Source organism: Streptosporangium carneum, from assembly GCF_027922005.1.
GTDB classification, from domain to species: Bacteria; Actinomycetota; Actinomycetes; order Streptosporangiales; family Streptosporangiaceae; genus Streptosporangium; species Streptosporangium carneum.
This window is the reverse complement of sequence record NZ_BSEV01000002.1, coordinates 797,523-814,448: the sequence shown is the minus strand read 5'-3', so window position 1 is coordinate 814,448 and position 16,926 is coordinate 797,523. Positions and strand designations below refer to the sequence as shown.

At 72.2% G+C, this 16,926-nt stretch carries 18 protein-coding genes; 15 read left to right on the top strand and 3 right to left on the bottom strand.

All coding sequences use genetic code 11. The features are described from left to right. From PKF00_RS09495 to PKF00_RS09430, 14 genes are all read left to right on the top strand, one after another. On the top strand, window positions 1–756 hold the full coding sequence (locus PKF00_RS09495; protein ID WP_271217006.1) for a hypothetical protein: 756 nt from the start codon (window positions 1–3) through the stop codon (window positions 754–756). Further along, the gene (locus PKF00_RS09490; RefSeq protein ID WP_271217005.1) at window positions 753–2,054 is read left to right on the top strand and encodes a TadA family conjugal transfer-associated ATPase; all 1,302 of its coding nucleotides are present in this window, start codon (window positions 753–755) and stop codon (window positions 2,052–2,054) included. Before PKF00_RS09495 ends, PKF00_RS09490 begins: the two co-directional genes overlap by 4 nt. Continuing rightward, window positions 2,051–2,962: a type II secretion system F family protein gene (locus PKF00_RS09485; protein WP_271217004.1), complete on the top strand. Its 912-nt coding sequence runs from the start codon at window positions 2,051–2,053 to the stop codon at window positions 2,960–2,962. Before PKF00_RS09490 ends, PKF00_RS09485 begins: the two co-directional genes overlap by 4 nt. Next, entirely contained in the window at window positions 2,952–3,890 is a 939-nt protein-coding gene (locus PKF00_RS09480) for a type II secretion system F family protein (RefSeq protein ID WP_271217003.1), read from the top strand. The genes PKF00_RS09485 and PKF00_RS09480 overlap by 11 nt, the downstream gene beginning before the upstream one ends. 2 nt (window positions 3,891–3,892) lie before the next feature. Next, on the top strand, window positions 3,893–4,168 hold the full coding sequence (locus PKF00_RS09475) for a hypothetical protein (RefSeq protein ID WP_271217002.1): 276 nt from the start codon (window positions 3,893–3,895) through the stop codon (window positions 4,166–4,168). 238 nt (window positions 4,169–4,406) lie between these two features. Beyond that, window positions 4,407–4,784, top strand: coding sequence for a TadE family protein (locus PKF00_RS09470; RefSeq protein ID WP_271217051.1), 378 nt, complete (start codon window positions 4,407–4,409; stop codon window positions 4,782–4,784). Next, window positions 4,775–5,392, top strand: coding sequence for a TadE/TadG family type IV pilus assembly protein (locus PKF00_RS09465; RefSeq protein ID WP_271217001.1), 618 nt, complete (start codon window positions 4,775–4,777; stop codon window positions 5,390–5,392). The genes PKF00_RS09470 and PKF00_RS09465 overlap by 10 nt, the downstream gene beginning before the upstream one ends. 290 nt (window positions 5,393–5,682) lie before the next feature. Continuing rightward, window positions 5,683–6,084 (top strand): pilus assembly protein TadG-related protein, encoded by a 402-nt coding sequence (locus tag PKF00_RS09460; RefSeq protein WP_271217000.1) that lies wholly within the window; start codon window positions 5,683–5,685, stop codon window positions 6,082–6,084. A gap of 84 nt (window positions 6,085–6,168) precedes the next feature. Further along, window positions 6,169–9,057 carry a BTAD domain-containing putative transcriptional regulator gene (locus PKF00_RS09455; RefSeq protein WP_271216999.1) on the top strand — a complete coding sequence of 963 codons (2,889 nt, stop codon included), beginning with the start codon at window positions 6,169–6,171 and terminating at the stop codon, window positions 9,055–9,057. Next, complete coding sequence (locus tag PKF00_RS09450; RefSeq protein ID WP_271216998.1) at window positions 9,054–9,701, top strand: hypothetical protein; 648 nt, start codon at window positions 9,054–9,056, stop codon at window positions 9,699–9,701. The genes PKF00_RS09455 and PKF00_RS09450 overlap by 4 nt, the downstream gene beginning before the upstream one ends. Continuing rightward, the gene (locus tag PKF00_RS09445; RefSeq protein ID WP_271216997.1) at window positions 9,689–10,621 is read left to right on the top strand and encodes a hypothetical protein; all 933 of its coding nucleotides are present in this window, start codon (window positions 9,689–9,691) and stop codon (window positions 10,619–10,621) included. Before PKF00_RS09450 ends, PKF00_RS09445 begins: the two co-directional genes overlap by 13 nt. A 288-nt stretch (window positions 10,622–10,909) precedes the next feature. Next, the gene (locus PKF00_RS09440) at window positions 10,910–11,473 is read left to right on the top strand and encodes an RNA polymerase sigma factor (protein ID WP_271216996.1); all 564 of its coding nucleotides are present in this window, start codon (window positions 10,910–10,912) and stop codon (window positions 11,471–11,473) included. Next, window positions 11,470–12,201: a hypothetical protein gene (locus PKF00_RS09435; RefSeq protein WP_271216995.1), complete on the top strand. Its 732-nt coding sequence runs from the start codon at window positions 11,470–11,472 to the stop codon at window positions 12,199–12,201. The genes PKF00_RS09440 and PKF00_RS09435 overlap by 4 nt, the downstream gene beginning before the upstream one ends. 237 nt (window positions 12,202–12,438) lie before the next feature. Then, a complete protein-coding gene (locus PKF00_RS09430) occupies window positions 12,439–12,939 on the top strand; it encodes a hypothetical protein (protein ID WP_271216994.1) in 501 nt (166 codons plus the stop codon). A gap of 57 nt (window positions 12,940–12,996) precedes the next feature. Here the strand turns inward: PKF00_RS09430 and PKF00_RS09425 are convergent, their stop codons facing one another. Beyond that, window positions 12,997–13,434, bottom strand: coding sequence for a MarR family winged helix-turn-helix transcriptional regulator (locus tag PKF00_RS09425; RefSeq protein WP_271216993.1), 438 nt, complete (start codon window positions 13,432–13,434; stop codon window positions 12,997–12,999). A 148-nt stretch (window positions 13,435–13,582) separates the two neighbouring features. Between PKF00_RS09425 and PKF00_RS09420 the strand changes: the two genes are divergently transcribed. Next, on the top strand, window positions 13,583–14,752 hold the full coding sequence (locus PKF00_RS09420; protein WP_271216992.1) for an MFS transporter: 1,170 nt from the start codon (window positions 13,583–13,585) through the stop codon (window positions 14,750–14,752). Between the two features lie 146 nt (window positions 14,753–14,898). Here PKF00_RS09420 and PKF00_RS09415 read toward each other — a convergent pair whose 3' ends face one another. Together PKF00_RS09415 and PKF00_RS09410 are read right to left on the bottom strand one after the other, a co-directional pair. Then, window positions 14,899–15,462: a methylated-DNA--[protein]-cysteine S-methyltransferase gene (locus PKF00_RS09415; protein WP_271216991.1), complete on the bottom strand. Its 564-nt coding sequence runs from the start codon at window positions 15,460–15,462 to the stop codon at window positions 14,899–14,901. Continuing rightward, window positions 15,459–16,862, bottom strand: coding sequence for a DNA-3-methyladenine glycosylase 2 family protein (locus tag PKF00_RS09410; protein WP_271216990.1), 1,404 nt, complete (start codon window positions 16,860–16,862; stop codon window positions 15,459–15,461). Before PKF00_RS09410 ends, PKF00_RS09415 begins: the two co-directional genes overlap by 4 nt. Window positions 16,863–16,926: the final 64 nt, after the last annotated feature.

Here is a 16,926-nt window from a genome sequence, read left to right as displayed (position 1 = left end):
GTGGCGCTCATCGTCCTGGCCGCGGACAAGGGCGCGCCCGGCGTCACCACGGCGGCCACCGCGCTCGGCGCGGTCTGGCCCCGCTCCGTGCTGCTCGCCGAGTGCGACCCCGCCGGAGGAGACCTCGCCTACCGCCTGCCCGCCGCGGACGGAGGCGTGCTCAACCCCAGCAGGGGCCTGCTCACCCTGGGGGCCACGGCCCGCAGGGGCCTGCAGCCCGAGCAGATGTACGAGCACACCCAGCGGATCGTCGGAGGCCTCGACGTGCTGGCCGGCCTCACCCACGGCGAGCAGGCCGCCGGGCTGACCTGGCTGTGGGGTCCGCTCGGCCGCGCCATGGCGGCGCTGCCGAACGCCGACGTGCTGGCCGACTGCGGCCGCCTCGGCGGCCACCCCGAGACCGCCGAGCTGGTCGCCGAGGCCGCGCTGGTCGTGCTGTTCACCAGGGCGAGCCTGGACCACGTCGCCCACCTGAGGGAACGCCTGCAGGTGATGCCCCGCTCCCTGCAGGTCGCGGTCGTGGTGATCGCCGACCCCCGCCAGTACCGCACGACGATCGACGAGGTCCGCAGGATCGTCATGGCCACCGGCAGGGAGATCGCGTTCGTCACCGGGCTCGCGCACGACCCCAAGGGCGCGGAACTGCTGCGCGGCCAGTGGGGCGGACGCCTCGACCGCTCGCTGCTGATCCGCACCGCCCGCGAGCTCGCGGGCCGCCTCGCCGCGCAGGTCCGCGCTCCGGAGCCCGCCGCATGACCGTCGACCACGCGCTGGTGAAGCGCTTCCGGCAGGAGGTCGGCGACCGGCTGGCCCACCAGCGTCGCCTGGACCAGGCCAGCGGCCTGACGCCGATGAGCGGGGAGGACGAACGCCAGTTCGCCCGCGCGCTCATCGCGCAGGTGCTGGAGGAGTTCGCGCGCGGCGAGATCGGCGTCGGCCGCACCCCGCCGAACGCCGAGGAGGAGGAGGCGCTCGCCGCCGGGATCCACGCCGCGCTGTTCGGCGTGGGCCGCCTGCAGCCGCTGCTGGACGACCCCGACGTCGAGAACATCGACATCAACGGCTGCGACCGCGTCTTCGTCGGCTACGCCGACGGGCAGGAGCTCATGCGTGAGCCGGTGGCCGAGTCCGACGAGGAGCTCGTCGAGCTGATCCAGATCCTCGCCGCCTACAGCGGCCTGTCCAGCAGGCCGTTCGACACCGCCAACCCCCAGCTCGACCTGCGCCTGCCGGACGGCTCCCGACTGTCGGCGGTGATGGACGTGACGGTCCGCCCCGCCATATCCATCCGCCGCTCCCGCCTCGGCAAGGTCTTCCTCAGCGACCTCGTGGGGAACGGCACCCTCACCCCCGAGCTCGGCCGCTTCCTGTCGGCCGCCGTCGCGGCCCGCAAGAACATCATGATCTCCGGCTCGACCAACGCGGGGAAGACGACCCTGCTGCGCGCGCTGGCCAACGAGATCCCGCCCGCCGAGCGTCTGATCACCGTCGAGCGGGCGCTGGAACTCGGCCTCGACCAGTTCCCCGAGCTCCACCCCAACGTGGTGGCCTTCGAGCAGCGGCTGCCCAACTCGGAGGGGCAGGGCGAGATCTCCATGGCGGAGCTGGTCCGGCGCTCGCTGCGCATGAACCCGTCCAGGGTGATCGTCGGAGAGGTCCTCGGCGACGAGATCGTCACCATGCTCAACGCGATGACCCAGGGCAACGACGGCTCGCTGTCCACCATCCACGCCAACTCCTCGATGGAGGTCTTCAACCGCATCGCCACCTACGCCCTCCAGGCCTCCGAGCGGCTGCCGATCGACGCGACCCACATGCTCATCGCGGGCGCGATCGACTTCGTGGTCTTCGTCGAGAAACGCAACGACTACGCCAAGGGCGGCAGGCTGCGCCGGTTCGTCTCCAGCGTGCGGGAGGTGGCCGGAGTCGACGGCAGGGTGCTCTCCTCCGAGGTCTTCGCCCTCTCGCACGACGGCAGGGTCCTGCCGAACGCCCCCCTGTCCTGCATGGAGGAGCTCGCCCACCACGGCTACGACCCGGGAGGCTGGGCATGATCCCCATTCCCCCCGGCCTGTTCGACCCCCTCGTCATGCTCGCGGGCGCGGCGGTCGGCGGGGGGCTGTTCCTGCTGGGACTCTCCCTGTACGGCATGCGTCCCAGGCCGGCGACCCCCGGCGGCAGGGCGGCGAGACGCCGGCTCCTCAAAGCCCTGTCGACCCGCTCGGCGGTCGGCGCGATCGCGGGCGTCGTCGTGCTCGTGGTGACCGGGTGGCCGGTCATGGCGGTGGGGGCCGTACTGCTCGCCCTGGGATGGCGTGGTCTGTCCGGCGGCGCGGCCGAGGAACGCACGGCGATGCGACGCCTTGAGGGCCTGGCCGCCTGGACCGAGTCGCTCCGCGACACCATCGCGGGGGCGGCGGGTCTGGAACAGGCGATCCCGTCCTCCATCAGGGCCGCCGCGCCCATGCTCCGCCCGCACCTGCTCTCGCTCGTCGACCGCCTGCACACCCGGATGCCGCTGCCGGACGCGCTCAGGATCTTCGCCGACGAGCTCGACGACCCCTCGGCCGACCTCGTCGTGGCCGCACTCATCCTCAACTCGAAGCTGCGCGGCCCCGGCCTGCGCGACGTGCTCGGGGCACTGGCCGTGTCGGCCAGAGAGGAGCTCGACATGCGCCGCCGCGTCGAGGCCGAACGCCGCTCGACCCGGCGAAGCGTGCAGATCGTCGTCGGCACGGCCATCGCCTTCGCCGTCGCGCTCGTCGTGTTCAACCCCTCCTACGTCGCCGAGTACGACAACACCCTCGGCCAGGCCGTGCTCGTGGTGGTCGCGGGGTTCTTCGGCGCGGGGTTCGCCTGGATGCGCCGCCTGGCCCGCTTCGACAAGCCCGCCAGGCTGCTCGGCCTGCCGGCAGGAGGCTCCATGGGGCCTCTGGGAGAGGGGGCGCGCGATGCCGACTGACGCGCTGCTCGCGGGAGCCGTGCTCGGCCTGGGCCTGTTCCTGCTGATGAAGGCGTTGTTCCCGGCCCGCCCCGGGCTCGTGACACGGCTGCTCGCGCTGGACGCCGCCAGGGAGGGCACCGACGCGCCGCGCGCCAGGCTCATCCTGCCCGACGAGGAGGTCAGCGCCCTGAGGCGAGGCCTCGGCGAACGGCTGGCGCGCTTCTACGCCGCCAGAGGCTGGGAGGTCCGCTCCGCCAAGGCGGACCTGGCGCTGCTCGGCAGGTCGTTCGAGGGCTTCCTGGCGACCAAGGTGCTGCTGGCCGTCTCGGGGCTGCTGGCCTTCCCCCTGCTGCTCGGCTGGCTGGTGCTGATGGAGTGGGGCGTCTCGCTCACCGTTCCGCTGTGGGCCGCCCTGGCCGTCTCCGGGGTCTTCTTCGCCCTGCCCGACCTACAGGTCAAGCGGGACGCCGCGCGGATGCGCCGCGACTTCCGGCACGTCGTCGGAGCCTTCCTCGACCTGGTCGCGATGAACCTGGCGGGCGGGCGCGGCGTGCCGGAGGCGCTGATGATGGCCGTCTCCGTCGGCAGCCCGGGCGCCGAGGAGGAGGGCTCCAACTGGGCGATGACCCGCATCCGCGAGGCGCTCGGCAACGCCAGGATCGTCGGCATCACTCCCTGGCAGGCGCTCGGACAGCTCGGCGACGAGATCAACGTCGACGAGCTGCGCGACCTGTCAGCGGCGCTGGGACTGGTCGCCGACGACGGGGCCAAGGTCCGCGCGTCGCTCACCGCCCGCGCCGCGACCCTGCGGCGGCGTGAGCTCGCCGAGGTCGAAGGACAGGCGGGCGAGCGCTCCCAGTCGATGCTCGTCGCCCAGCTCCTGCTCTGCGCCGGCTTCGTGATCTTCCTGAGTTTTCCGGCCGCTATGAAGATGTTGGGGTCCTGACCATGCTGAGCCATCCGTGGATCGTCTACGCGACGACCTTCCTGAGCGTGCGGATCGACAGGGCACGCAACGCCCCCACCAAGGGCGCCTCCGCCGTCGAGTGGGTCATCATCACGGCCATCATCGCCGGTGTCGCCCTCGGCCTCGCCACGCTCATCAAGAGTCTGGTCGAGGGCAGGCAGGCCGAGATCTCCGACCAGTTCGGCAACGGAGGCGGAGGCGGTGGCGGTGGCGGCACCGACGGCGGCGGGGGTGGCGGTGCCGGCACGAACGGCTGAGAGGTCCGCGCCCGGGGCCCCGCGTCGTGGCCGTGAGCGGAGCGTCCGCCGCGAGCGGGGCACCCGCCGTGACGGTGGGCGGGGCGTCCTCGGCGGGAAGGGCTTCCGACGCGACGACGGGTGGAGCGCCTTTCGCGGGAGGGGCTCCCGGCGCGACGGTGGGCGGGGCGTCCTCGGCGGGAGGGGCTCCTGGCGTGAACGGGGCTCCCGGCGTGACGGTCAGCGGGGCGCCGCCGTCATCGAGCTGGCGATGATCATGCCGGTGGTGTTGGCGGTCGTCCTGCTCGTCGTGCAGTTCGCCCTGTGGTTCCACGGCCGTCAGGTGGCCGACGCCGCCGCGAGGGAAGGGTCGCGGCTCGCCAGGATCGACAGCGACTCATGGCAGACGGACGCCACGTCCAAGGCCGAGGAGGTGCTCAAGGCCATCGGCCCCAAGCTCCTCGACGGAGCCACCGTGACGACCTGGGAGGAGGGCGACCAGCGGGGCGTCGAGATCACCGCGACCGCGGTCCAGGTCGTCCCGCTGCTGCCGTCCACGACCTTCACCATCACCTCGCGTTTCGGCGGCCCCGTCGAGTGCTTCCGTCCGGACGACGGGAGCGAGGGATGCCAGTGACACTCCGTCCTCCTCGGGGAGGCGGGCGACCCCTACGGCACAGACGACCCCTCCGGCACGGGCGGCCTCTCTCGAGCGGGTCGTCTCTCCAGCGTGGGCGGCCTCTCTCCCGGGGGCCGTCTCTCCGGCGCGGGCGGCTTCTCCGGCATCTCTGGCCTCTTCGGCTTCTCCGGCTCCTCCGGGACGGAGGACGGCGGCGCGCCCCCGGGGGTCCTCTCCGAGGAGACCGGGGATCGCTGTCGGCGGAGACGGTGCTGCTTGCCCCGGTCTTCCTGCTGTTCCTGCTCTTCCTGGTCGGCGCGGGAAGGGTGGTCGAGGCGCAGGGCGAGGTGAACGGCGCAGCCAGGGACGCGGCGAGGGCGGCCTCCGTCGAACGGACGCGATCCGACGCGGAGTCCGCCGCCGAGGAGGCGGCCAAGGCCTCGCTGTCGGGGCAGTGCGAGCCGGAGGTCAGCCTGGACGACGGCACGGACTGGAAAGCGGGCGGCCACGTCAGGGCGGTGGTCACCTGTTCGCTCAACCTGGACTTCCTCGGGTTCGGCGCGGCCAAGGACATGAAGGGCGACGCGGTGGTCCCGCTGGAACAGTTCCGGAGGGTGGAGGAATGAGCCTTCCCGGACGCCGCGGGCATGCGTTCGCGGCCGACACCGCCCCCTGCCGGGCCGCGCGCCGCCCACAGGCGCCGGTCGGGTCCGCGCCACCGCCCGCCGTACCGGCGCCGAGTGGTGTCCGTGGTGTGGCGGGGGTGGGGGTGTCGTCGCCTGCGGAGGCGGGGGCGGGACAGATGTGCGGTCGCTGTGTGGGGGTGTGGGGTGCCTTCGGGTCGAGAGGGGTGTCCCCTGTAGGGGGGCGGGGTGTGGCGGGGGCGGGGGGTCGCAGGAGGGGGGACCGGGGGTCGATGTCGGTTTTCACGGTGATCTTCTCGGTGATGGTCTTCATGCTGGCCGGGCTCCTCGTCGACGGCGGGGCCGCCATCAACGCCAGGCTGCGGGCCTCGGACATCGCCGAGCAGGCGGCCAGGGCCGCCGCCGACGAGATCGACGTCGAGCATCTGCGCGCCACCGGTCAGGCCCAGTTGCTCGAGGAGGGCGCGGTGTGCGCCAAGGCCGAGGAGATCGTCTCCGCCCACGCCAGCCAGGACGTCAAGCTCGGCGAGTGCGCGGTCGGCGGGGGCCAGGCGCAGGTCACGGTCAGGGTGTCCGTCGCGTGGAAGGCGTTCTTCCTCGCCGCGCTCGGCTTCCCCGGCGCCGAGATGGAGGGCGCGGCCACCGCGGGCCCGGACATGGGCGAGGACGCCTGATGACGGGCCGGGACCCAGACCAATTGCTGTGAACCGCTGGCCGAGCGGACCAAGGATGACGAACCTGGACGGGAAAGGAGACGCATGCCCACGCGACAGCCCGTGCGCATAAAGCCGAAACGTACGGCGGGCGATCTGCTCGTCGGCCTCGGCGCGCTGGTCGTGCTGGTCGCGCTGGTCGGAGGGGTCCCCTACGCGCTGCTCAGGCTGGCCGGGCCGCCGCTCTCACCCGAGCTGCTCCACCTGAACCTGCTGACCAGCCAGGTCGGGACGAGCATGGTCATCGCGATCCTCGTGCTGCTGGTCTGGCTCGCGTGGCTGCAGCTGACCGTCTGCGTGATCGTCGAGGTCTACGCCGGGCTGCGCCGGGTCGGCATGCCCGCCAGGGTCCCGTTCTCCGGCGGCACCCAGATGCTGGCCAACCGGCTGGTCTCGGCCGTCCTGCTGCTGTTCACCGTCTCGGCGGTCGTCGTGCCGCTCGCCAAGCCCGCCGGTCCGCCGGTCGCCCGTCCCGCCGCCGCCTCCGCCGCGCTGTCGGCCCCGGTCGTCGAGGAGCGGGCGCCGCTGGCGCATGTGGAGAAGGCCAAGAAGGTCTACGTGGTGCAGCCGCCGCACGGACGGCACCACGAGAGCCTGTGGGAGATCGCGGAGAAGTGTCTCGGCGACGGGCGACGCTATCCGGAGATCTACCGTCTCAACCAGCACAAGGAGCAGCCGGACGGCAGCCGCCTCCACATGGCCGACCTGATCAGGCCCGGCTGGGTCCTGGACATGCCGGACGACGCCAGGAACGTCCACGTCGTCCCAGCCTCCCAGCCTCGCGGCGAGACCCTCGAGGACCATCCGGACAAGCCCGCCGAGCTCGACGGCCACACCCAGTTCGTCCAGGGGGACGCGGACCTGCCCGCGGAGTCCCGCCCCGACGTCTCCCTCCCCGCCGACACCTCGCGGGAGGCCGACGACTCGAAGAGGAAGACGGGCGGCGAGGGGCCGGTCCACTCCTCCCGCGACTCCCGCGACTCCCGCGACTCCCGCGACTCCCGTGGGGAGACGGCCGACGGCGGCACCAAGCGCGACCCGTACGCCGCCCGCGACGCCGGGCAGGGCGACTCGGGCCGGGGCACGGCGCAGGAGCAGGGCCAGGATTCGGGGCTCGGCATGCTCGACTACCTCGCGGGCGCCTCGCTGCTGGCGGCCGGGCTGCTGGCGGCCCTCGGCCGCAGGCGCAGGCAGCAGCTGTGGAACAGGGCGTTCGGGCGCAGGATCGTCAGGCCGAGGGACGACGCGGCCCAGGCGGAGCTGGCGCTCAGGCTCGGCGCCGACGCGCCCGGCAGCCGGATGCTGGACATCGGGCTGCGCCTCCTCGGCAGGTCCCTGGCGGCCCAGAAACGCGTGCCGCCCACGATCTACGCCGCGCACCTGTCCGCGCAGAGCCTAGACCTGTGGATCCACCCGCCCGTCGAGGACGCCCCCGCGCCCTGGGCCGCCCACGACGGCGGCCAGGTCTGGCGGCTGCCCGCCCACGAGGGCAGGATGCTCGACGAGCGGGCGCTGTCCGAGGCGCCCGCGCCGTACCCCGGCCTGGTCTCGATGGGGTCGAACGGCGAGGGCCGCGTGCTCGTCGACCTGGAGGCGGCGCACGGTCTGATCAGCCTCAAGGGCCCCCAGACCACCGCGGCTCTCGCCGCGCTCGCCGTCGAGTTGGCCACCAACCGCTGGTCGGACCGGATGAGCATCACACTGGTCGGGTTCGGCGAGGAGCTGACGCTGATCGCCCCCGAGCGGATCAGACACGTGAGCGCCCTCGCCGAGGTCCTGCCCGAGCTTGAGGCCACGGCCGAGGAGCGCGGGCAGGGCGGCGAGGTGCTGACGGGGCGGATCCAGGGGCGCGCCGCGGATCCGATCTGGCCGCCGCACTACGTGCTGTCGGCGGTCGCGCCGACCGAGGACGAGGGCCGCCGCCTCGCGGTGCTCGCCAGGAAGGGCGCCAGGACCGCCGCCGGATACGTCGTGGCGGGCGAGGTCCCGCACGCCACCTGGAACTGGGAGATCACCGAGGACGGCAGGGCCGGCGTCGACGCGCTCGGCTTCGAGGTTCAGGCGCAGTTGCTGCCCCGTCGTCACTACCGCGCCCTGATCGACCTGTTCCTGGCCGCCGACAGGCTTGAGGGGGAGCCGATGGCCGACCGGCCCGAGCCGGTCCCGCAGACGCCCTCGCTGGAGGTGCGGATCCTCGGCCCCGCCGAGATCACCGGGCCGCAGCCGATGGAGGAGGGGCGCGCCGCGCTCGCCGTCGAGCTCGTCGTCTACCTGGCCACCCACCCCGGCGGCGTCCACCCGGTCGTGCTCGGCGGCATCCTCTGGCCGCGCGGCGTGCAGGCGGCGGTCAGGGACGCCACCATCGCCAGGGCCGTGGCGTGGCTGGGCGCCGACAGCGCGGGACGTCCCAACCTCCACACCGACGAGTCGGGCAGGCTCCGCCTCGGGCCCGAGGTGAGGACGGACTGGATGGTCTTCCGCGACCTGGTCCGCCGCTCCCACACCGACTCCACGGTGCGCGCCGTGCTTCTCGAACGGGCCCTGAACCTGGTGCGGGGACCGCTGTTGAACGGCCGCCCGCGCGGCCGCTACGCCTGGCTGGCCGCCGACGATCTGGAGTACGACGTGACGGCGGGCGTCGCGGACGCCGCCCACCGGCTCTGCGAGATACGGATGGCGGAGGGGGACGCGGGGCAGGCCGTCGCCGCGGTGCGGGCGGGGCTGCTGCTCGCCGCGGACGACGAGGGGCTCTGGCGGGACCTGTTGCGGGCCACGCACCTCACCGGCGACCAGGCCCGGCTGCGGACCGTGGTCGAGGCCCTGCACCGGAGAGCCGCCTCCCAGCCGGGGGGCGGCGGGATGGCCCCGGAGACCGAGGCCCTGATCGACGAGCTGCTGCCCTCGTGGCGGATGCGCTCGGCGCCGTCCGCATGAGCGCGCAGAGGTCGCGCGCGCTGCTGGTGCTGGCGCTGCTGTCGGCCGGGCTCGCCGGCTGTTCCGCACCGCCCGCGCGCCCCTTCGTGCCCGGCGACCTTCCCGCCGATCCGTCGGCCTCCTCCCAGGAGGCCGGAGCGCCCACGCCGAGGACGGAGACGGTCGAGGTCGCGCCCGGCGTGCGGCTTGAGGTCGAGTGGCCCGCCGCGCCCGACCAGGACACCACCGGGATGATCAACGCCTTCCGCGATCACACGGCCGGGACGTTCAGGGCGGTCGTCACGGCGGGAAAGGACGTCTCCTATCTCGACACCGTCGAGGGGGAGGCGGTCAGGGACGCCAGCGCGTGGGTGCAGGAGTTCCTGGAGCAGCGGCGGTCGGTGAGCGGCACCGCCCGGCTGTACGCGCTGAGTGTCACCTCGGTCAGCGGCAGGGGGGCGCAGTTGGACGCCTGCGTCGACGAGTCCGGGATGCGTCTGCTCGACTCGGCGACGGGTGAGCGGGTCTCCGAGCAGCCCGAGTGGACTCGTGAGCCTTTCCTGCAGGCCGCCGGGATGCGGCGGGGCGACGATGGGGTCTGGCGGGTGGCGCTGCTCCGGCACGCCGAACCTCCCAGCGAACGCGCGAAGGGATGTCTTCAGTGATCGGGAAAGTGATCGTCGCGGGACTGCTGATGTTCGCCTCCGCGCCTCCGGGAGGGGGGACGGGGAACACCACCGTCGAGAGCTCCCAGAAGGACAGGACGGTGGCGGTGACCCTGAAGGACTCCCAGATCGTCATCACGGGGACCGGCCTCAGCGGCAGGAGCGACGGCTACCGGGTCAAGCGCCCGTGCTGGTACGAGCCCGGCAAGAACGCCGCCGACATGTTGAAGGAGCAGCAGGACTCCAAGCCCACGTGGATCCCCGAGACGGAGTGGCGCAGGCACCTTGACTCCCTCAAGCAGTTCGAGGAGAAGGTCGGCAAGGAAGGACGCTGGTGGACGCGGGGGTACAACGCGGCCGACCCCGACGCGCTGTCCTGCCTGGCGGGACTGGAGCCCTACGTGTTCGTGCCGCCCAACACGACCCCGCCCTCGGGGATCACGGTCACGGAGCTGGCTGACATCGCCAGGGCCGCGCTGACCGTGCCCGAGCCGAAGATCAAGCTCAACCCTGACGCCAGAAGCTACGTCAACCTGCCGACCTGGGTCTGGCTGGACGACGTGGGGCAGACCACCAGGTCGGTGACCGCGACGCTCCCCGGCGTCATGAGCGCGACCGTGACGGCCACGTTCGACAGCGTGAAGATCAAGTCGGGCACCACCTCCACCCGGGCCGAGGTCAGGGAGAAGTGCGGCCCGGGAGGCAAGCCGTACACCAAGGGGGCCGAGTTCGACTGCGGCGTGCGCTATCTGCGTGCCTCCGCCGACCAGCCGCGTGACGTCTACACGATGACCGTCACCTCGGTCTGGACCGTGACGGCGAACGTGGCGGGCGTCCAGTACGACCCGATCCAGGCGGACGCCACCCGTGACGTGCCCGTGGGGGAGGTACAGAGCACCGTGAGAACCGGAACCCGCTGACCGCCGCCGTCAACCGGCCCGGACACCGTTCACGGCCTGGAACTGTCGAGGACGTCCCACAGCGCTGAGCGTCAGGCGACGACGTGGTTCGAGTGCCTGGGCGGCCATGCTGGGGAGGCGGCTCGCCGGACTGTACGGTTGACGGTCCTCGACGGTTGAGCAGCCGCCGGACGGGTGCTCCAGGCGCGTTCCTCGACGCCACCGCCTCGCCTGATCACAGGAGGAAACACTTCCGGAGATGCCGGACACCTAATGAGGTGTTCTGGCATCTTCTGGCGAGGAGACACTGTGCAGGATCCACGCGTGCCCCCCGGCGTGCGCGATCGTTTCGAGGCGCTCTACTTCGCCTGCTATCCCGCTGTTCATCGCTACGCGTTGCGCCGTACCGACTCGGTCGACGATGTCGCCGATGTGATCGCCGAAACCTTTCTCACCGCGTGGCGGCGGCTGGACGACGTTCCCGAGGGGGATGCCGCCGTGCTGTGGCTTTACGGCACGGCACGGCGTGTCCTGGCCAATCACCGACGCGGAGAGCTGCGCCGTACCGCACTGGCCTTGCGGCTCCGTGACGAACTGGTCGTGGGCCAGGAGGTGGCGCCCACCGATCCGCAGTCCGACGCCGTCCGTGCCGCCTTCGTAACCCTGGCCCCCGGGGACCGGGAGGTGCTCGCGCTGGCCTGCTGGGAGGAACTGACCGGACCGCAGATCGCCACGGTTCTGGGCTGTAGCAGCACCGCCGTCCGGCTGCGCCTGCATCGGGCCCGAAAGCGCCTGGCCCGGCTGCTCGACATGACAGACGAGGTCCCTGTGATGACCGCGGTGAAAATCGCAGTGAAAGGAGAGAGCCGATGAGCAGGATCGACCGCATGGTGTCCGCCATCGATCCGGCCGCCGGAATCGCCGAGCCCACAGCGGGCCGGGGAATCTGTGACTTGTTTGAGGAGATCGTGGCGACGGAGCCTCAGAGCGGTCGTTCCCGGCTGCGGCGACGCCTGCTGGTGGGCGCCGCCGCAGCCGGGGTCGCGGCGGCGCTGATCATCGTGCCGCTGGCCACCGGGGCGGAGAGTCCGGCCTACGCGGTGACAAGGCAGGCGAACGGCTCGATCACGGTAAAAATCAACCAGCTTCGTGATCCTGGACTGCTGGAGCGGGATCTGGCCGCCCTCGGGGTGAAGGCCAAGGTCCACTACACCCCCCCTGGCAAGGCGTGCTCGAGAAACTTCACCAGCGCGGATCCGGATATTCCCTGGGAGGAGCTCACGAGCACGGACCCGAAGGTGAAGGCCGCGGTGCAGCGGAAGATGGACAACTCTCCCTCGCAGCAGGCGTTCGACCTCGAGCGGGGAGGAGGCATCCGCATCTTCCCCGATCGCATCGGGCAAGGGCAGACGGCGGTCATGGAATTCACGGAGAACTCCGATCAGACATCGGGCCCGGAAAAGCCACGGGTGCTTTGGGAGTTCTCCTTCCAACTGGCGAACGGGCCGGTCGGCGAGTGCGTGCTCACCGATCGGCCCGGGTGGAACGACATCGGTGACCCCAGGAAGAACCCCGAGGCGTTCCCGCCTCCGGGCAGCTGATCCGCCAATCCGTTGATCGTCACCGGCAACCGGGCTGACCACCGTTCATGGTCAGAAACCCTCGAGCTTGCTCCAGCTCTACCGGGTGACCGTTCTGCCGTCGCTCGAACTCCGGTTGGCGGGAGCACCGAGTGGAGTCGCCCCGTGCGGCGGTGGAAGGCACGGCGCCTGCCGAGGGTGGTCCCGCGATAAGTGATCGACCAGTGGGATCCAAGGGGGGCTCGCTAGATCAGGGGCATGAGTGACGAGATCCATCCCCTGAGCCGGCGAGAGGGGCCGGTGCCGCCGCCTGAGCCGCGGAGGCGCGTCGTCCCGCTCGACGAGTCCCTGCCTGACGTGTGCGTGTCGCGGAAGGCGTGTTTCGCGCGGCACGTCCAGTCGGAGGGCGGCATGGCCTGGCTGCTGGGCGGTCTGGTGTTCCAGTGGGCGCTGTACGCGGTCGTGTGGGCGGTGGGTGTGATCTGGTGGTGGGGGCCGCCGGGGCTCGCGCTCATGTCGGGGGTGACGCTGCCGCTCCTCCTGCTCTCGTTCGTGGTGTACCGCAGGCGGGGACACCGCGGTCGGTGCTGGATCCTGCGGTCGCTGGATCCGGGCGAGGTCGCGGAAGCCCTCTCCGTCCTGCTGGCCCCGTTCGCCTGGATCGAGAGTCTCTTCGTATGGGTCCTGTGGCCCTTCCGCTGGATCGGGCGCCTGTTCGTCTGGATCTGGACATGCCTGTCCGCGCTGGGAGACCTCTGAACTTGGGCTTTCGCGGTCCTGTGGCTCGCCGTACCTCGGGGCCTGGTGGCCAGGTCGTCAGAGGGACTCGACGACGCGGACGAGAGGGACGAGCTCGGGCACGTCCAGTGCCTCGGTCAGCGCCTCCTTGAGCGTGGTGTCGTGTGTCGGCCTCGCCTGGGTGAGCAGGTCGCGTCCCGAGGGGGTCACCTCGGTGTAGATGCCGCGGCGGTCGTCCTCGCACAGGTAGCGGGAGAGCAGCCCCCGCCCCTCGAGGCGTGAGACCAGTCTGGTCGTCGCGCTCTGGCTGAGCACGACCGCCCGGGAGAGCTGCTGCATGCGCATGTGCCAGCCGTCCTGGCGGGACAGGGCGTCAAGGACGGTGAACTCGCTCACACTCAGGTCGTGGCCCGCCTGCAGGGCCCGTTCGAGGCGGTCCTCGATGCGCGCGTGCAGGGCGGCCAGGGTGCGCCAGCCGTGGGCGCGGGCCTCCACGGCGTCGTCGGACAGTGGCACGGATCACACTCCTGTTTCTTGGCTCTCCAAGAATTTGCATGATGAGATAGAAGGCGTGTGCAAGTAATCGGCGTCTGCAAGCAACTCTGTGCCGGACGCCCGCCTCCTGTACTCACCCATGCGTTCACTGTATCCGAGGAGCCCTCTCATGCCTCTCGCCCTGCTCGCCCTCGCGATCAGCGCCTTCGGCATCGGCACCACCGAGTTCGTCATCAACGGACTGCTGCCCGAACTCGCCGCCGAGTTCCGGGTGCCCATCCCCACCGCGGGCCTGCTGGTCTCCGGATACGCCGTGGGCGTCGCCGTCGGAGCCGTGCCGCTCACCATGATCGGCAACCGCTTCTCCAGGAAGACCATGCTGCTGGCCCTGATGGTCGTCTTCATCGTGGGCAACCTGCTGTGCGCGCTGGCCCCGAACTACGGCGCGCTGATGGCCGGCAGGGTGGTCACCTCGTTCGCGCACGGCGCCTACTTCGGCATCGGCTCGGTCGTCGCGGCAGGTCTGGTCGCGCCGGAGCGGCGGGCCGGCGCGATCGCCATGATGTTCACCGGTCTCACCCTGGCCAACGTCCTGGGCGTGCCGCTCGGCACCGCCGTCGGCCAGGCCTTCGGCTGGCGCGCCACCTTCTGGGGCGTCACCGTGGTCGGCCTGGTCGCGCTGGCCGGGGTCGCCGCGCTCGTGCCCGCCCAGCCGCGCCCCGAGGGGCAGGGCCTGCGCGGCGAGCTCGCCGTCTTCCGAGAGGGCAGGGTCTGGCTGGCCCTGCTCATGACGATCCTGGGATTCGCGCCGGTCTTCGCCGTCGTCACGTTCGTCGCGCCCATCGTCACCGAGGTCGCGGGACTCCCCGCGAGCACGGTGCCGCTGCTGATGGGCCTGTTCGGCGTGGGCGTCGTGGTCGGCAACCTGCTCGGCGGGAAGCTGGCCGACCGGGCGCTGATCCCCAGCCTCTACCTCTCGGTCGGCGGGCTCACCGTCCTGGCGGCGCTGATCGCCCTCACCACCCACTCGCCGATCGCGCTGTTCGCCGCCGTCGTCCTCTTCGGCGTCGCGGGCTTCGCCACCGTTCCCCCGCTGCAGATCCGGGTCCTGGACGCCGCCGCGGGCGCCCCCACCCTCGCCTCGGCCGCCAACATCGGCGCCTTCAACCTCGGCAACGCCCTGGGGGCCTTCCTGGCCGGTCTCGCCATCCAGGCGGGCCTCGGCTACGTCGCCCCCGCCTGGGTGGCCGTCCTGCTCGGCCTGCTCGGCCTGGTCACCGTGGCGCTCTCCGGTCACATGATCAGCCGCGAACGGGCCCTCGCGGCCGCGTCCGCCTGACGAGACGCCCGGGAGGGGGCTGTGCCTCCCGCGCTTCCCGAGGGCTCCGTGCCGTCCCGCGAATCCGGCGGATTCGCGGGACCCGGCGGTTCACCGCGGGCCGCGGGGCGGCGGGCCCCACGGGGTGGAGAAGGCGCTCTCGAGGGTCAGAGCAGGCCGGTCTGCGGCAGGGCCCGCTCGTGGGTGAGCAGCCACTGCTTGACCGGGGTGCCGTAGTAGTAGCCGCCGAAGCCGCCCGCCGACGGCAGGATGCGGTGGCACGGCACGAACGGCGCGATCAGGTTCTGCGCGCACGCGGCCCCCGCGGCCCTGGCCGCCGTCCTCGGCAGCCCCGCCCGTACGGCGAGCTCGGCGTAGCTGATCGTGACGCCCGCAGGCACCGCCCGCAGAGCCTCCAGCAGCCGCTGCCGCTTGGGCGTGCCGGGCTGTGACAGCTCGACCTCGTCGAGAGCCTTCAGGTCACCGTCCAGATAGTCCCGTACGGCCCGCGCCGGGTGGCCCAGGTCGCCGGTCGTGACGAGGCCGAGGGCGCGCAGGCGCGGCGGCAGCCGTACGAACATCTCCTGCGGGTCGGCGGTGAAACCCGCCGCGACGAGGACCCCCTCGTGCGAGAGCAGCGCGAGCGGGCCGACGGGGGTGGGCAGCGTCTGCGCCTCCACGCGTGTGCCGCCCGGGGACTTCGTACCGGGATCCGCTGGTCTGTCGGTCATTCGGAACTCCAGAGGTGCAGGGCGGCGTAGGCCCGCCAGGGGCGCCACCGCTCGATGTGTTCTTCCGGAATGCCCAGGCACGCCATGGCCCGTCGCAGCCCGAGGTCCCCCTCGGGCCAGGCGTCCGGGTCGCGCAGCGCCCTGAGCGCGACGTAGCTCGCCGTCCACGGCCCGACGCCCGGGACCTCGAGCAGCCGGGCCACGACCTTCGACGGTTCCTGCGCCCCGTCGAGGTCGATGTCGCCGCCGGCGACCCGGGTGGCGAGCGCCCTCAGCGTGGCGACCCGCCGGCCCGTCAACCCCAGCCCGTCGAGGTCGGCCTCCAGCAGGTCGCCCGGGGTGGGGAACAGGTGGCTCAACCCCTCGCCCCCTGTCGGGCGGCCCGCGCGGGCGACGATCCTGCCCAGGAGCGTACGGGCGCCCGCCACGGAGATCTGCTGGCCGACCACGGCGCGCACCGCGATCTCGAAACCGTCCCACGCGCCGGGAACCCGCAGCCCGGGGCGCTTGGCGACGAGCGCTTCGAGGGAGGTCTCCCCGAGCACGGCGGCGATGGCCTCGGGGTCGGCGTCGAGGTCGAGCAGGCGGCGGCAGCGGGCGACGACACGGGCCAGGTTGCGGGTGTCGTCGAGATCCACTTCGAGGCGGACGTGGCCGGGCCTGGGCGTGAGGGTGACCGTCCCGCCCCGGACGGCGCGGCTGTAGGACTCCTCGCCGACGTGTTCGAGCCCGGGAATCGCCCTGGCCCGCAGGAACCCGAGCAGCGTCGCCGAGTCGTACGGCTCGCGCCGGTGCAGCCGCAGCGTCAGCGAGGTGTCGGTCGAGGCCCTGCCCGCCGTCGCCCGCAGCTCGCCGGGGGTGAAGCCGTAGGTGTCCTTCATGGTCGTGTTGAACTGCCGGACGCTCCCGAAACCCGAGGCGAACGCCACGTCGGTGATCGGCAGTCCGGTCTCGGTCAGCAGCTGCTTGGCCAGCAGCAGTCGTTTGGTCCTGGCGACGGCCAGCGGTCCGACGCCGATCTCGGCGGTGAAGAGGCGGTGCAGGTGGCGCTCGGTGATGTGCAGGCGCCGCGCCAGCCCGGTGATCCCGCCGTCGTCCGCGGCGCCCTCGTCGATCAGTCTCAGGGCCCGGCCGATCAGGTCGCCGCGGTGGTTCCAGCCGGGGTCTCCCGGGCTGAGTTCGGGGCGGCACCGCTTGCACGGCCGGAACCCGGCCGCCTCCGCCGAGGCGGCGTGCCGGTAGAAGCGCACATTGCGGGAGGCGGGCGTGCGGGCGGGGCAGACGGGCCTGCAGTAGATGCGGGTCGAGGTGACCGCGGTGTAGAAGCGTCCGTCGAACCGGGCGTCTCTGGCGGTCACCGCGCGGTAACAGGAGTCGAAGTCAAGTTCCACAGCGGACACGTCGACAACGGTATGTCCAGCGCAGGTCGTACGGCTGGCGGGAATCGGACCTGATCGTGAGACG

Excerpts from the sequence above, each read along its gene's own strand:
- PKF00_RS09490 (WP_271217005.1), top strand. The coding sequence starts at position 753 with ATGACCGTCGACCACGCGCTGGTGAAGCGCTTCCGGCAGGAGGTCGGC.
- PKF00_RS09485 (WP_271217004.1), top strand. The coding sequence starts at position 2,051 with ATGATCCCCATTCCCCCCGGCCTGTTCGACCCCCTCGTCATGCTCGCG.
- PKF00_RS09480 (WP_271217003.1), top strand. The coding sequence starts at position 2,952 with ATGCCGACTGACGCGCTGCTCGCGGGAGCCGTGCTCGGCCTGGGCCTG.
- PKF00_RS09475 (WP_271217002.1), top strand. The coding sequence starts at position 3,893 with ATGCTGAGCCATCCGTGGATCGTCTACGCGACGACCTTCCTGAGCGTG.
- PKF00_RS09465 (WP_271217001.1), top strand. The coding sequence starts at position 4,775 with ATGCCAGTGACACTCCGTCCTCCTCGGGGAGGCGGGCGACCCCTACGG.
- PKF00_RS09460 (WP_271217000.1), top strand. The coding sequence starts at position 5,683 with ATGTCGGTTTTCACGGTGATCTTCTCGGTGATGGTCTTCATGCTGGCC.
- PKF00_RS09455 (WP_271216999.1), top strand. The coding sequence starts at position 6,169 with ATGCCCACGCGACAGCCCGTGCGCATAAAGCCGAAACGTACGGCGGGC.
- PKF00_RS09450 (WP_271216998.1), top strand. The coding sequence starts at position 9,054 with ATGAGCGCGCAGAGGTCGCGCGCGCTGCTGGTGCTGGCGCTGCTGTCG.
- PKF00_RS09445 (WP_271216997.1), top strand. The coding sequence starts at position 9,689 with ATGTCTTCAGTGATCGGGAAAGTGATCGTCGCGGGACTGCTGATGTTC.
- PKF00_RS09435 (WP_271216995.1), top strand. The coding sequence starts at position 11,470 with ATGAGCAGGATCGACCGCATGGTGTCCGCCATCGATCCGGCCGCCGGA.
- PKF00_RS09430 (WP_271216994.1), top strand. The coding sequence starts at position 12,439 with ATGAGTGACGAGATCCATCCCCTGAGCCGGCGAGAGGGGCCGGTGCCG.
- PKF00_RS09420 (WP_271216992.1), top strand. The coding sequence starts at position 13,583 with ATGCCTCTCGCCCTGCTCGCCCTCGCGATCAGCGCCTTCGGCATCGGC.
- PKF00_RS09415 (WP_271216991.1), bottom strand. The coding sequence starts at position 15,462 with ATGACCGACAGACCAGCGGATCCCGGTACGAAGTCCCCGGGCGGCACA.